At 73.0% G+C, this 12,389-nt stretch carries 11 protein-coding genes; 7 read left to right on the top strand and 4 right to left on the bottom strand.

The window, feature by feature from the left end:
• Positions 1-12: 12 nt before the first annotated feature.
• Positions 13-666 (bottom strand): nucleoside/nucleotide kinase family protein, encoded by a 654-nt coding sequence (locus ACWD3O_RS18915; protein WP_451408674.1) that lies wholly within the window; start codon positions 664-666, stop codon positions 13-15.
• 147 nt (positions 667-813) lie between these two features.
• Here ACWD3O_RS18915 and ACWD3O_RS18910 point away from each other — a divergent pair, with 147 nt between their 5' ends.
• Positions 814-1,602 carry a class I SAM-dependent methyltransferase gene (locus ACWD3O_RS18910; RefSeq protein WP_451416630.1) on the top strand — a complete coding sequence of 263 codons (789 nt, stop codon included), beginning with the start codon at positions 814-816 and terminating at the stop codon, positions 1,600-1,602.
• 50 nt (positions 1,603-1,652) lie between these two features.
• Here the strand turns inward: ACWD3O_RS18910 and ACWD3O_RS18905 are convergent, their stop codons facing one another.
• Positions 1,653-2,732 carry an acyltransferase family protein gene (locus ACWD3O_RS18905; protein WP_451416629.1) on the bottom strand — a complete coding sequence of 360 codons (1,080 nt, stop codon included), beginning with the start codon at positions 2,730-2,732 and terminating at the stop codon, positions 1,653-1,655.
• Positions 2,733-2,877: 145 nt separating this feature from the next.
• Here ACWD3O_RS18905 and ACWD3O_RS18900 point away from each other — a divergent pair, with 145 nt between their 5' ends.
• The 6 genes from ACWD3O_RS18900 (at position 2,878) to ACWD3O_RS18875 (ending at position 9,585) form a co-directional block, all read left to right on the top strand.
• Positions 2,878-4,539: an N-6 DNA methylase gene (locus ACWD3O_RS18900; protein ID WP_451416628.1), complete on the top strand. Its 1,662-nt coding sequence runs from the start codon at positions 2,878-2,880 to the stop codon at positions 4,537-4,539.
• A gap of 226 nt (positions 4,540-4,765) precedes the next feature.
• Entirely contained in the window at positions 4,766-5,128 is a 363-nt protein-coding gene (locus ACWD3O_RS18895) for a hypothetical protein (RefSeq protein WP_451408670.1), read from the top strand.
• 666 nt (positions 5,129-5,794) lie between these two features.
• The gene (locus ACWD3O_RS18890; protein ID WP_451408669.1) at positions 5,795-6,868 is read left to right on the top strand and encodes a glucose-1-phosphate thymidylyltransferase; all 1,074 of its coding nucleotides are present in this window, start codon (positions 5,795-5,797) and stop codon (positions 6,866-6,868) included.
• The gene (gene rfbB / locus ACWD3O_RS18885) at positions 6,865-7,848 is read left to right on the top strand and encodes a dTDP-glucose 4,6-dehydratase (RefSeq protein ID WP_451408668.1); all 984 of its coding nucleotides are present in this window, start codon (positions 6,865-6,867) and stop codon (positions 7,846-7,848) included. The genes ACWD3O_RS18890 and rfbB overlap by 4 nt, the downstream gene beginning before the upstream one ends.
• Before the next feature lie 46 nt (positions 7,849-7,894).
• Positions 7,895-8,782: a dTDP-4-dehydrorhamnose reductase gene (gene rfbD, locus ACWD3O_RS18880; RefSeq protein ID WP_451416627.1), complete on the top strand. Its 888-nt coding sequence runs from the start codon at positions 7,895-7,897 to the stop codon at positions 8,780-8,782.
• Entirely contained in the window at positions 8,779-9,585 is an 807-nt protein-coding gene (locus ACWD3O_RS18875) for a class I SAM-dependent methyltransferase (RefSeq protein ID WP_451408666.1), read from the top strand. The genes rfbD and ACWD3O_RS18875 overlap by 4 nt, the downstream gene beginning before the upstream one ends.
• An 84-nt stretch (positions 9,586-9,669) precedes the next feature.
• Here the strand turns inward: ACWD3O_RS18875 and rfbC are convergent, their stop codons facing one another.
• Together rfbC and ACWD3O_RS18865 are read right to left on the bottom strand one after the other, a co-directional pair.
• A complete protein-coding gene (rfbC, locus tag ACWD3O_RS18870) occupies positions 9,670-10,275 on the bottom strand; it encodes a dTDP-4-dehydrorhamnose 3,5-epimerase (protein WP_451408665.1) in 606 nt (201 codons plus the stop codon).
• 4 nt (positions 10,276-10,279) lie between these two features.
• Positions 10,280-12,301, bottom strand: a complete 2,022-nt coding sequence (locus ACWD3O_RS18865; protein WP_451416626.1) for a glycosyltransferase — start codon at positions 12,299-12,301, stop codon at positions 10,280-10,282.
• Between the last annotated feature and the right edge of the window lie 88 nt (positions 12,302-12,389).

Below are 12,389 nucleotides of genomic sequence, written 5' to 3'. Positions count from 1 at the left end.
CATCGGGCGCCGTCACCCCGGAGGGGCCGGCGGGCGCTCCAGCGTGATCACCCGGTCGCAGGCGTTCCGGGTGGACTCGACCAGCTCCCCGTTCGGCCGGTCGTTGCCCGTCACCCGGGACCGGGCGACCTCCGGAGCCGAACCGGTGGCCGTGTGGCGGGCGCGCAGCCGCTCCTCCCGCAGCGCCTCGGGGGCGTCCAGGAACCACAACGCGTCCAGGCACGCCCGGGCCCGCGGCCAGGGCCCCTCGGGAACGGCGAGGTAGTTCCCCTCGGTGACCACCAGCCGGGCCGACGGCTCCACCACGTGGAGCGCCGCCACCGGCTCGTGCAGGGTGCGCGAGTAGCCGGGGGCGTACACCGGCCCGTCGTCCCGGTCCCGGATCCTCCGGAGCAGCGCGGCGTACCCCCAGCCGTCGAAGCTCGGTTCCGAGCCCTTGCGGGCGGTCAGGCCCAACCGCTCCAACTGGGCGTTGGAGAGGTGGAAGCCGTCCATCGGGACGTACGCCGTGCTCCCCGGGCCCAGGCGTTCCCCGGCGGCCGCGACCAGGTACTCGGCCAGGGTCGACTTCCCGGCCCCCGGCGCCCCGGCGATGCCGAGGATCACCCGCCCGGTGCCCCGCTCGGTCAGCTCCAGCGTCTCGCGCAGCAGTGTGGTGGCGTCCATGCCCGCCATCGCACCACGACCGGTGCGCGGGTTGCAGCCGCTCTGTGATCCAACTCTCCACGAGCCGTCCTGTCCCGCGGCGCCCGTCCTGGGCGAGGATCGGCGGACGATCTTGTGCGAGGACCTTCGCTGAGCAAGGGAGCAGTCATGGAACGCGGCGACCGCAGCAGCCCGGACTTCGGACTCACCGCGGAGGACTACCGGCGCCACCGCGCCGGGTTCCCGCCCGAGCTGATCACCCGCCTGGAGCGCGAGGGCGTCGAGGCGGACGGCCGCGACGTCCTGGACATCGGCACCGGCACCGGCAGCCTCGCCCGGCTCCTCGCCCTGGCCGGCGGCCGGGTCACCGGCGTCGACCCGGCGGCGCCCCTCCTCGAGCAGGCCCGCCGGCTGGACGCCGAGGCGGGCGTCACCGTCGAGTACCGGGTCGGCACCGCCGAGGACTCCGGCCTGCCCGACGCCGCCTTCGACATCGTCACGGCCGGCCAGTGCTGGCACTGGTTCGACGGCCCGCGGGCCGCCGCCGAGGTCCGGCGGCTGCTGCGCCCCGGCGGCCGGGCGGTGATCGCCCACTTCGACTGGCTGCCGCTGCCGGGCAACGTGGTCGCCGCGACGGAGGAACTGATCCTCGCCCACAACCCGGCCTGGTCCATGGCCGGCGGCACCGGCCTGTACCCGCGCTGGCCGACCGACCTGGCGACAGCCGGGTTCCGCGGCATCGGGACGTTCTCCTTCGACCTCGACGTGCCCTACACCCCGCAGGACTGGGTGGGCCGGATCCGGGCCAGCGCCGGTGTGGGCGCCAGCCTCCCGGAGGAGGAGGTGCGGGTCTTCTCCGAGGAGCTCACGGCCGTCCTGCGGGACCGCTTCCCCGGCGACCTGCTGCACATCCCGCACCGGACCTGGGCGGTCGTCGCCGAGGCGCCCACCGCCTGACCCGCGCCCCGCCCCTAGGCCGCGCCGGGTGCGGGTGGGGGGCGGGGTGTTCACTGCCCCCGCGGCGCCCCGCGCCCCTGCTTCCGGAACACCCACTCCACCCGCGGCTCCACCACCGGCCGGAACAGCCGCCGCACGGGCGCCGTGCACAGCGCGGTCACCACCACGGCGCCCAGGAGCGTCACCGCGAGCAGGCCGGGGCGGCCGTAGGGCCGCAGCAGGTCGTAGAAGCCGGTGTGGGCGAGGAACTTCATGAAGAAGCCGTGCAGCAGATAGCCGTACAGGGTGCCCGCGCCGAGGGCGGTGAACCAGGTCCGGCGGGCCGGCACCCAGGCGAGGAAGCACACCACCAGGGCCAGCGAGACGCCGAACAGCAGCAGCGTCATCACCGGCCCGGCCCACCAGGCCATGCCCAACTGCTGCGCCGCGCTGCTGCGGTAGAGCCAGCCCTGGTCGATCCGGGGCACCGCCCAGTACGCCACGACCAGCCCCGCCGACGCCACCGGTACGGACAGCAGGCGCACCAGGCGGTGCCGCACCAGGCGGAAGTGCTCCGGGCGCAGACAGAGCCCCAGCACGAAGCACGGCAGGAACTGCAGCACCCGCTGCAGGTCGAGGTCCTCGCCGATCGACGGCGAGACGCCGGCCAGCGCGGCCACCCCCAGCGCCACCGGCAGCGGCCACCGCAGCGCCCTCCACAGCGGGGCGGTCAGCCGCCAGACGAACAGCGCCGCCAGGAACCAGGTCACATAGGTCGGGTCCAGCAGGGTCACCGGCCGCTGCGGGTCGTCGTCGGACCAGCGGGTGAAGAGCGCGTACGCCGTCTCGAAGACGACGTAGGGGACGACGAAGCCGGTCACCAGCCGCCGGACACGGCCCGGCGAGGCGTCGAAGGACCGGGAGAAGTAGCCGGAGACAACGATGAACGCCGGCATGTGGAAGGCGTAGACGAAGAAGTAGAGGGCCAGGAGCCCGCGGTCGCCCTCCCGCAGCGGCTCCCAGATGTGGCCGACCGCCACCAGGACGATCGCCAGGTACTTGGCGTTGTCGAAGAACGCGTCACGCGTGTCGGGCGGTTCGCAGGACGGGGTGGACGCCGGCCGGTGCGCGGTGGATGTCGCCGTTGACATGGGCGAGCGCCTCACCGGATGCGCCGAGGTCAAACGTCCGAATCCGGCCTTCCCGAGCACTTCACCCGGCCGGAGCAATCACCGTGAACGATGTCAACAGCCGCGTCGTTGAACACTTCCCCCAGCCCTGTGTACGGTGGGCCGCATGACTGACAGCGCTGGGAACCAGGCGGCGGCGGCTTTGGTGACCGGCTCGGAGATCGCCCGGCTGGCGGGCGTCACCCGCGCCGCCGTCTCCAACTGGCGACGGCGGTACGACGATTTCCCCGAACCCGCCGGTGGTGGCCCCAACAGCCCGCTCTTCGACCTGGCCCAGATCCAGGCGTGGCTGGACAAGCAGCGCAAGGGCCAGGACGTCTCCGAGGAGGTGCGGCTCTGGCAGACGCTGCGCGGCCTCTACGGCGACGACATGATCACCGCGCTGGCCGACACCGCCGCCCACGTCGACGACCCGGACGCCGCCACGCCCCTGCCCGACGAGGTGGTGCGGCTGGTCGGGCGGCTCCTGGAGCGGGGATCCGCCGCCGAACTCGTCACCGGCCTCGCCGAGCGGTTCACCGACTCCGTCCGCCGCGCCGCCTCCGACCAGGTCACCACCGCCCGCGTGGTGCGGGCCGTGCGCCACGTCGCCGGACCGGTGGCCGGGGACGCCGTGATCTTCGACCCGGCCTGCGGCACCGGGACCCTCCTGCTGAGAGTCGGCCCCGAGCGAGGGCCGCGACGCCTCGGGCAGGAGCTGGACCCCGACAGCGCCCGCTTCGCCCAGCTGCGCTCGGACCTCACCGGCCGCGCCGGGGTCGAGATCGTCGTGGGCGACTCGCTGCGCGAGGACCGCCTGCCGGACCTCAAGGCCGACCTGGTGGTCTGCGACCCGCCGGTCGGCGACAGTGACTGGGGCCGCGAACAACTCCTCCTGGACCGCCGCTGGGAACTCGGAACCCCGTCGCGGGCGGAGAGCGAACTCGCCTGGCTCCAGCACGCCTACGCCCACACCGCCCCCGGCGGCCGGGTGCTGATGGTGATGCCCGCCTCGGTCGCCTACCGCAAGGCGGGCCGCCGCATCCGCGCCGAGCTGGTCCGGCGCGGCATCCTCACCCAGGTCACCGCGCTCGCCCCCGGCACCGCCGCCTCGCACGCCCAGCCGGTCCACCTGTGGCAGCTGCGCCGCCCGGCCGGCCCGGGGGACGCCGCCACCGCCGTGCGGATGGTCGACCTCACCGCCAACGACCCGGACGGGCCGCTGGAACCGGAACCGGCGCAGGTCGCGGACGTCGCGCTGATCGACCTCCTCGACGACACCGTGGACCTCACCCCCGGGCGCCATGTCGAGGACACCGGACGGGACTTCGCCGCCGAGTACGAGGACCTGCGCCGGCAGCTCGACGAACGCCTGGCGCGGCTCGGGCGGCTGCTGCCGGAACTGGCGGAGGGCCGGGGGCCCGGCTCGCTGGAGAACTCCACCGTGAGCGTCGCCGAGCTGGCCCGGGCGGGTCTGGTCGCCCACGGCGGGGAGGAACCCGTCTCGGTCAGCGACCAGCTCGACACCGACTATCTGCGCGGCTTCCTGCGGTCGTCCGCCAACGTGCGGCGGTCCACCTCGCTCAGTGGCACGTTCCGCCCGGACGGGCGGGGTGCGCGGGTACCGCAGATGGACATCGAGGAACAGCGGCGCTACGGGGCGGCGTTCCGCACCCTGCGGGAGTTCGAGCAGTGCGCGCGGGAGATCGCCGACCTCACGCGGCGGATCGGCGAACTCGCGGGCGAGGGACTGGGCAACGGGGCGCTCGCCCCGGGCCGCGAGGCCTGACGCGGGGTTCGGCACGGGGTCTGGCGCGAGGCCCGGCGGGAGCGCCCCGCCGGGCGTCCGGCGCCCCGCCCCCGGCGTCCGACGCCCCCCGGGCGGGCCGGCGGCGCCCCGCCCCCCCTGCGGCCGCGGTGGCGGGGTCCGGCCCCCGGCGGGGAAGGAGCAGGGGAAGGCGGCGGACCGCGGACGGCGGAACGCGCCTCAGGAGCCCGCGCCGCAGGGGGAGTCGATGGACCACAGGCCCGACCCGATCCAGATCATCACCCGCCCCAGCGAGTCCGTGGCGCGCGACCGCGTCCAGACGCTGGGGGCGTGGATGGAAGCCGCCCGCCGCGCCGGATGGGAGGTCGACCAGGTCGACGAGCCGGTCGACTGGCCGGCGGGGGAGTGCGGCCTCGTCGACATCGAGGGACTGCGCTACCTGCTCCGCGTCGGCCTGCGCGGACGGACCCGTGCGGTGCTGCTGCCCGCCCCGCACGGTGGCCGGGCCGTCGCGGAACTCGCCGCCGGCGACACCCGGACCGCCTCACGCCCCGCCCTGCAACTCACCACCTGGGCCGAACCCCTCCTCGACCGGATTCCCCCGTGGTGAACAAGGTCCCGTGCAGCCGGCGGTGCCGCTCCGGCGCTCGAGCGCGGTCGGCGCGGGCAGGTCGCAGACGGGAGACAACGTTCGTCGAGGTCGTCGAGGTCGCCGAGAACGGCGTCGAAGGTGGGCGTCACTCGCCTCATGGGCGAGACGCGGCCGGTACGGGCGTTCCGAGCCGGGCCCCGGCGTGTCCCCCCCAGGTCACGCCGGGACCGGTCGGCCCCTGATCCCTCATCCCCCCGGATTCCCCCCGGGATCTCTCGGGTCCCCCCGAGACGCACCGGTTCGTCCCCCCGACGAAGCGGTGCGCCGTGTGCAGAACGCTACACGACCGTGTAGATATCCGCCACTGCCATTTGGTGTTGACATCGTCAACAGGACGTGTCGAAGCCGTAGACCGGTGATGGTGGCGGAGTGCGGGAAAGCCACCGCACACGACCATCGACCACCGAACGGCCGGGAAGGTTGTACGGCGGCGGAAGAAAAATCCCGGGCAGGCGCGACGGCCTCCCGCCGGTCGCTCCGGGGCCGGTCAGGGGAGGGGTCACGGGCAGGTCAGGGGCCCGGACGGGGGCCGGCCGGCCCGGTGCGTCACGCGGAAGCGGGAAATGATCGCCGCATCCCGCGGTCTGCTCCCTGACGGGCGAAGTCGCGGCTAGTGTGGGACAGATGAAGGCTCTCGTCCTGTCAGGTGGAGCCGGCACACGACTGCGGCCGATCACGCACACGTCGGCGAAGCAGCTCGTGCCGGTGGCCAACAAGCCCGTGCTGTTCTACGGATTGGAGTCCATCGCCGATGCCGGCATAACCGAGGTCGGAATCATCGTCGGAGACACCGCCGACGAGATCCGCGCTGCCGTCGGGGACGGCTCGCAGTTCGGCCTCAGCGTCACGTACATCCCGCAGGAGAAGCCCCTGGGGCTGGCCCACGCGGTGCTGATCGCCCGGGACTTCCTCGGCGACGACGACTTCGTCATGTACCTCGGCGACAACTTCATCGTCGGCGGCATCGACGACATCGTCGAGGACTTCCGCGCCAGCCGCCCCGACGCGCAGATCCTGCTCACCAAGGTGCCCGACCCCCGCGCCTTCGGCGTCGCCGTGCTCGACGCGGAAGGGCAGGTGGTGGCCCTCGAGGAGAAGCCGGAACGGCCGCAGAGCGATCTGGCGCTGGTCGGCGTCTACCTCTTCACCTCGCGGATCCACGAGGCCGTCCGTGCCATCGAGCCGTCCTGGCGCGGGGAGCTGGAGATCACCCACGCCATCCAGCGGCTGATCGACGACCGGGCCGCGGTGCGGTCCACCGTCATCCAGGGCTACTGGAAGGACACCGGCAACGTCGTCGACATGCTCGAGGTCAACCGCATGGTCCTCGAGTCGCTGGAGTCCCGCAACGACGGCGAGGTCGACGCGGAGAGCGAGACGGTCGGACGCGTCGTCGTCGAGCCCGGCGCGCGGGTGACCCGCTCGCGGATCGTCGGGCCCGCGATCATCGGCGCCGGCACCCGGGTCAGCGACTCCTACATCGGGCCGTTCACGTCGGTGGGCGAGAACTGCACCGTCAGCGACAGCGAGTTGGAGTTCTCCATCGTGCTGCGCGACGCCGCCATCCGCGGCGTCGGACGGATCGAGTCCTCCCTCATCGGCCGCCACGCCGAGGTGACCACCCAGACCGCGCCCGGCGTCCCCAGCGCCCACCGTCTCGTTCTCGGCGACCACAGCAAGGTGCGAATCCAGCCATGACCTCCACGAACCTCCTCGTCACCGGGGCCGCCGGCTTCATCGGCTCCACCTACGTCCGGGGCCTGCTCGCCGCGGAGTCCACGGCGGACGTCCGCGTCACCGTGCTGGACAAGCTCACCTACGCGGGGACCCTCGACAACCTGCCGCTGGACCACCCGCGGCTGGAGTTCGTCCAGGGCGACATCCGGGACGCCGAACTGGTGGACAAGCTGACGGGCGCCGCCGACCAGATCGTCCACTTCGCCGCCGAGTCGCACGTCGACCGGTCCATCGACGGCGCGGCGGACTTCGTGCTCACCAACGTCGTCGGCACCCAGACCCTGCTGGACGCCGCGCTGCGCCACGGCGTCGGCCCCTTCGTGCACATCTCCACCGACGAGGTGTACGGCTCCATCGAGTCCGGCTCCTGGCCCGAGAGCCACCCGCTGGCCCCCAACTCGCCCTACTCGGCGAGCAAGGCGTCCTCCGACCTGCTCGCCCTGGCCTACCACCGCACCCACGGCATGGACGTGCGGATCACCCGCTGCTCCAACAACTACGGCCCGCACCAGTTCCCCGAAAAAGTGATTCCGCTCTTCGTCACCAACCTCCTCGACGGGCGGAAGGTGCCGCTCTACGGGGACGGGCGCAACGTCCGCGACTGGCTGCACGTCGAGGACCACTGCCAGGGCGTGGAACTGGTCCGTACGCAGGGCCGATCCGGCGAGGTGTACAACATCGGCGGCGGCACCGAGCTCTCCAACAAGGAGCTGACCGGCCTGCTCCTCGAAGCGTGCGGCGCCGACTGGGACATGGTCGAGTACGTCGAGGACCGCAAGGGACACGACCTCAGGTATTCCGTCGACTGGAGCAAGGCCCGCACCGAACTCGGCTACCATCCCCGGCACGACTTCTCCACCGGTCTCGCCGACACCGTCAGGTGGTACCGGGAGAACCGGAGTTGGTGGGAGCCGTTGAAGGAACGGGCCGGCGTCGGATGACCGGCCGGAACCGCAGACGGAGCTGAGGAAGTACGGAGAAGCGCGCATGAGATGGCTCGTCACGGGCGCCGCCGGCATGCTGGGCCGGGACACCGCCGAGGAACTGACCGAACGCGGCCAGGAGGTGGTGACCCTCGGCCGCGCCGACCTGGACATCACCCGTGAGGACGACGTCCGGGCCGCCCTCGCCGCGCACCGGCCCGACGTCGTCGTCAACTGCGCCGCCTACACGGCCGTCGACGACGCCGAGCAGGACGAGGCGACCGCCCTGCGCGTCAACGGCGACGGTCCCCGCCTGCTGGCGAGGGCCTGCGCCGGACAGGACGCCACCCGGCTGATCCACCTCTCCACCGACTACGTCTTCGACGGAGAGTCCCGCACCACCCCCTACCCCGAGGACCACCCGACCGGTCCGCGCACCGCCTACGGCCGCACCAAACTGGCCGGCGAGCGGGCGGTCCTCGCCGAACTGCCCGGGCGGAGCGCCGTGGTGCGCACCGCGTGGCTGTACGGGGTGCACGGCAGGAGCTTCGTCCGCACCATGACCGAGCTCGAGTCCCGCCGTGACACCCTGGACGTCGTCGCCGACCAGCGGGGCCAGCCCACCTGGAGCGCCGACGTCGCCGAGCGGATCGCCGAACTCGGCCTCCGCCTCGTCAGGGACGACCCGGGGGCGACCGGGATCTTCCACGCCACCAGCTCCGGCGAGGCCACCTGGCACGACCTGGCCCAGGAGGTCTTCCGCCTCCTCGGCGCGGATCCGGCCCGGGTGCGCCCCGTGACCAGCGAGGCGTTCGTCCGGCCCGCGCCCCGTCCCGCCTACAGCGCCCTCGGCCACCACCGGTGGCGGCACCTCGGGCTGCCGCCGCTGCGAGACTGGCGCACCGCCCTGCATGTTGCCCTTCCGCTCATCCGCAAGGAGTCCAGTTCGTGAAGCGCCACGAGTTCCTGAAGGAACTCCACAACACCTGCGCCAACCGGAACTACCTGGAGATCGGCGTCAACGACGGTCGCAGCCTGACCCTGTCCCGGGTCCCCAGCATCGCCATCGACCCCGCCTTCAAGGTGGTCACGGAGGTCCGCTGCGACGTCCACCTGGTGAAGGCCACCAGTGACGACTTCTTCGCCCGCGAGAACCCGCTGGGCCACCTCAAGGGCGGCCGTCACCCGCTGCGCAACATCGCCCGCAACCGCAGCCCGTTCGGCTACTGGCAGGACGTCACGCTCGACCTGTCCTTCATCGACGGCATGCACCTCTTCGAGTACGCGCTGCGCGACTTCATCAACGTCGAGAAGCACTCGGACTGGTCCAGCGTCATCGTCCTCGACGACATGCTGCCCCGGAACGTCGACGAGGCCGCCCGCGACCGCCACACCGGCGCGTGGACCGGCGACGTCTACAAGATCGTCGAGATCCTGCGGCGCTACCGCCCCGACCTGAGGACGGTGCTCGTCGACACGCAGCCCACCGGTCAGCTGGTGGTCTTCGGCGCCGACCCCACCAGCACCGTGCTGCAGGACAAGTACGACGAGATCATGGCCGAGTTCGACGTGCCGGACCCGCAGAAGGTGCCCGAGTCCATCCTCGGACGCACCACCGCGGTCCGGGCGGAGGACCTGCTGGGCGCCGCCTTCTGGAAGCCGCTCGTCCACGCCCGCAACCGCGGCACCAAGCGCGCCAAGGGCTGGGAGCAGCTGAGCAGGGCCGTGGACCGGCTGAACGGCGAGTCCGCCTGACACACGGCGCGAACGGCGACGGCCGGGACCCCTCGAAGGGTCCCGGCCGTCGCCGTCCTCGCGCGTCGGACGGATCCTCGCGCGTCAGACGGACTCGTCGCCGCGGAGCTTCTCGTAGTACGCGACGCACTCCTCGTAGACCGGCAGCAGGCCCGCCGCGCGGGCCTCCGCCAGCGAGGGCGCCGCCGCGTCCTTGTCGGACAGCACCGGCTCGATGCCGTCCGGCCAGACGATGCCCAGCTCCGGGTCGAGCGGGTGCACGCCGTGCTCCCGGCCGGGGGAGTAGCCCGTGGAGCACAGGTACAGCACCGTGGCGTCGTCGGTCAGCGCCATGAACGCGTGCCCGATGCCTTCGGCCAGGAACACCGCGCGACGGCTCTCGTCGTCCAGCCGGACCGACTCCCACTGCCCGAACGTCGGGGAGCCGACCCGCACGTCCACCATCACGTCCAGCACCGCGCCCCGCGCGCAGGTCACGTACTTCGCCTGCCCGGGCGGGACGTCGGCGAAGTGCACCCCCCGCAGCACGCCCCGCCGGGAGACCGAGCAGTTGGCCTGCGCCAGCGGCAGCCGGTAACCGGTGGCCTCGTACAACTCCCGCCCCCGGAACCACTCGTGGAAGGTTCCCCGGTCGTCCGGGAAGACCTTCGGTTCCAGCAGCCAGGTTCCCTCGATGGTCAGCGGTCGCACGTACTCAGTCCCTCTTCCCATGGGTCAGCCGCACCCGCAGACCGGGTGCCAGCGTGTCCGTCACCTTCACCACCGCGCGGCGGGCCGGCAGCGGCAGCCGGCGCCCCAGACGCAGCAGGAGACCGGGCTCGGGCCGCGCGGCCCGCGGCAGCGCCGCGTGGCGCACCTGCACCCCGTCGTCCGTGGCCCGCAGGGTCACCGGAAGAGCCAGGAACCGGGGGGACGCCGCACGCGGGTCGGAGGCCAGCGACAGCCGCAGCGGGACCTCCCGCGGCAGGCGGTCCAGCGGCAGCTCCGCCTCGAGCACCGCGCCCGCCGCCGCGTCGCCGCCCGGCGCGAGGGCGGCGGGCACCTCCTGGGCCGCCGCTTCGCCGGCCGGGGCGGCCAGCCGCAGCAGCACCTCGGTGCGGTCCGCGACGTGCAGCGGCAGCGTCGTGCGCAGGCGGGCGCCGGACACCGTGACGTCGGCGGGGGACAGCCGGTCCAGACGCAGGTTCCGGGATGCCTTGTCGACGTCCAGCGACAGGGTGTCCCGGGCCGTCCAGTACGGGAGCACCACGCTGCCGGCCGTGACGGCGGCGGGCCCGGCCGGGCGCGGCGCGCCGGGAGCCGGGTCGATCCGGCACTCGCGGGCCCAGCCGCCCATCTTGACCCGGACGAACAGGTCCCACAGGCCCGGCCGCAGCGGCGACCCGCCCGCCGCGACCACCGGGTCGATCGACACCGAGGCCCGCACCCGCAGCTCCACCCGCCCGGCGTCCCCGTCGACGGGCTCCGCCTCCCCGGTCACCTCGACCGGCAGGTAGAACTGCGCGGCGGTCGACCGCTCGCGCACCACCACGTCCACACTCGCCGAGCCGAACCGCTCCGTGGCGTCGGCCAGCACCCAGGCGATCGCCGAGGACACGTCCTCGGGAGCCCCCTCGGGAGCCGGGTGCGCACCGTCGGCCGGGAAGGTCATGGGGGCGCCGTCGGCGGTGTAACCGGCCTCCAGGCCGACGCGCAGCACGCCCTTCTCCCACCCGACCGCCGTGGCCGCGGCCCGGGGGGCCAGCGAGGCCTCCCACCGGGCGAACGCCAGGGTGTCCTCGTAGCGGTCGGCCGCGACCAGCGCCGCCACCACCCGCTGGGTGGGAGCCAGCGGCTCCGCCACAGAGGGCCCGAACCGCTCGTTGATCACGTCCCGGATCTCGGCGAACATCTCCCGCCGGTAGTCGTCCGGCAGGACCAGCAGCCGCTTGCCGCGCATCCGCTCGACCATCTCGTTGCGCAGCCAGCGGCGGTACATCCGGTCACGCAGCGCACCGGGCTCGGTGTGGCGCTCGACCACGTCGAGCGCCTCCCGCAGGTTCTTGAAGTACCCGACCGGGTCGAAGCGCTGGAAGCCGGCGTTGGAGGCGTCCTCGCGCTTGACGTGGTAGTAGCAGACGTAGTCGCTGAGCACCGAGATCGTCTCGGCCCGCAGGTACGCCTCGGCGATGAAGACGTGGTCCTCCAGCCGCCGCCGGCCCTCCGGGAAGCGCAGGCCGATCCGGTCCAGGAAGGCGCGCCGGAACATCTTGTGCGGCGTCAGACTGTCCATCAGGGGCGCGTTCTCCACCGTCGCCCGCGGATGGTTCCTGCGGAACAGCTCCACCGGCACCGGGCGGCCCTTGCCGGCCATCTTGCCGATGACGACGTCCGAGCCGTTCTTCACGGCGTAGTCGTACATCCGCTCCAGGGCCTCGTCGCCCAGGTAGTCGTCGTTGTCGACGAACATCACGTACTCGCCGCCCGACGCCTCGATGCCGACGTTCCGCGGCTTGCCCGACCAGCCGGAGGGCTCCTGGTGGATCACCTGGACGTGGGGGTGCTCGGCCGCCAGCGCGTCCAGGCGTGCGGGAGTGCCGTCCGTCGATCCGTCGTCCACGAAGACGACCTCGAACTCCCCGGGCGCGAGCGACTGCCGCAGGAGGGAGTTCACGCAGTCCTCGATGTACGGACCTGGGTTGTACACCGGGACGACCACACTGACCTTGATGGACATGCGCTTCACAGGCTCCTCGGAAGACGAACGTAGGGCGAACCTACCGCGAACCGGACGTTCCGCGGGGCCGGTCGACCGCGCGGGAAAA

Source organism: Streptomyces sp. NPDC002640, assembly GCF_053592575.1.
Note: the sequence above shows the minus strand (reverse complement) of the source record. Positions and strands in the feature narration are given on the sequence as shown.

What these genes read in the sequence shown, in the direction of transcription:
- ACWD3O_RS18915 (WP_451408674.1), bottom strand. Translation starts at nt 666, where the DNA reads ATGGACGCCACCACACTGCTGCGCGAGACGCTGGAGCTGACCGAGCGG.
- ACWD3O_RS18910 (WP_451416630.1), top strand. Translation starts at nt 814, where the DNA reads ATGGAACGCGGCGACCGCAGCAGCCCGGACTTCGGACTCACCGCGGAG.
- ACWD3O_RS18905 (WP_451416629.1), bottom strand. Translation starts at nt 2,732, where the DNA reads ATGTCAACGGCGACATCCACCGCGCACCGGCCGGCGTCCACCCCGTCC.
- ACWD3O_RS18900 (WP_451416628.1), top strand. Translation starts at nt 2,878, where the DNA reads ATGACTGACAGCGCTGGGAACCAGGCGGCGGCGGCTTTGGTGACCGGC.
- ACWD3O_RS18895 (WP_451408670.1), top strand. Translation starts at nt 4,766, where the DNA reads ATGGACCACAGGCCCGACCCGATCCAGATCATCACCCGCCCCAGCGAG.
- ACWD3O_RS18890 (WP_451408669.1), top strand. Translation starts at nt 5,795, where the DNA reads ATGAAGGCTCTCGTCCTGTCAGGTGGAGCCGGCACACGACTGCGGCCG.
- rfbB (WP_451408668.1), top strand. Translation starts at nt 6,865, where the DNA reads ATGACCTCCACGAACCTCCTCGTCACCGGGGCCGCCGGCTTCATCGGC.
- rfbD (WP_451416627.1), top strand. Translation starts at nt 7,895, where the DNA reads ATGAGATGGCTCGTCACGGGCGCCGCCGGCATGCTGGGCCGGGACACC.
- ACWD3O_RS18865 (WP_451416626.1), bottom strand. Translation starts at nt 12,301, where the DNA reads ATGTCCATCAAGGTCAGTGTGGTCGTCCCGGTGTACAACCCAGGTCCG.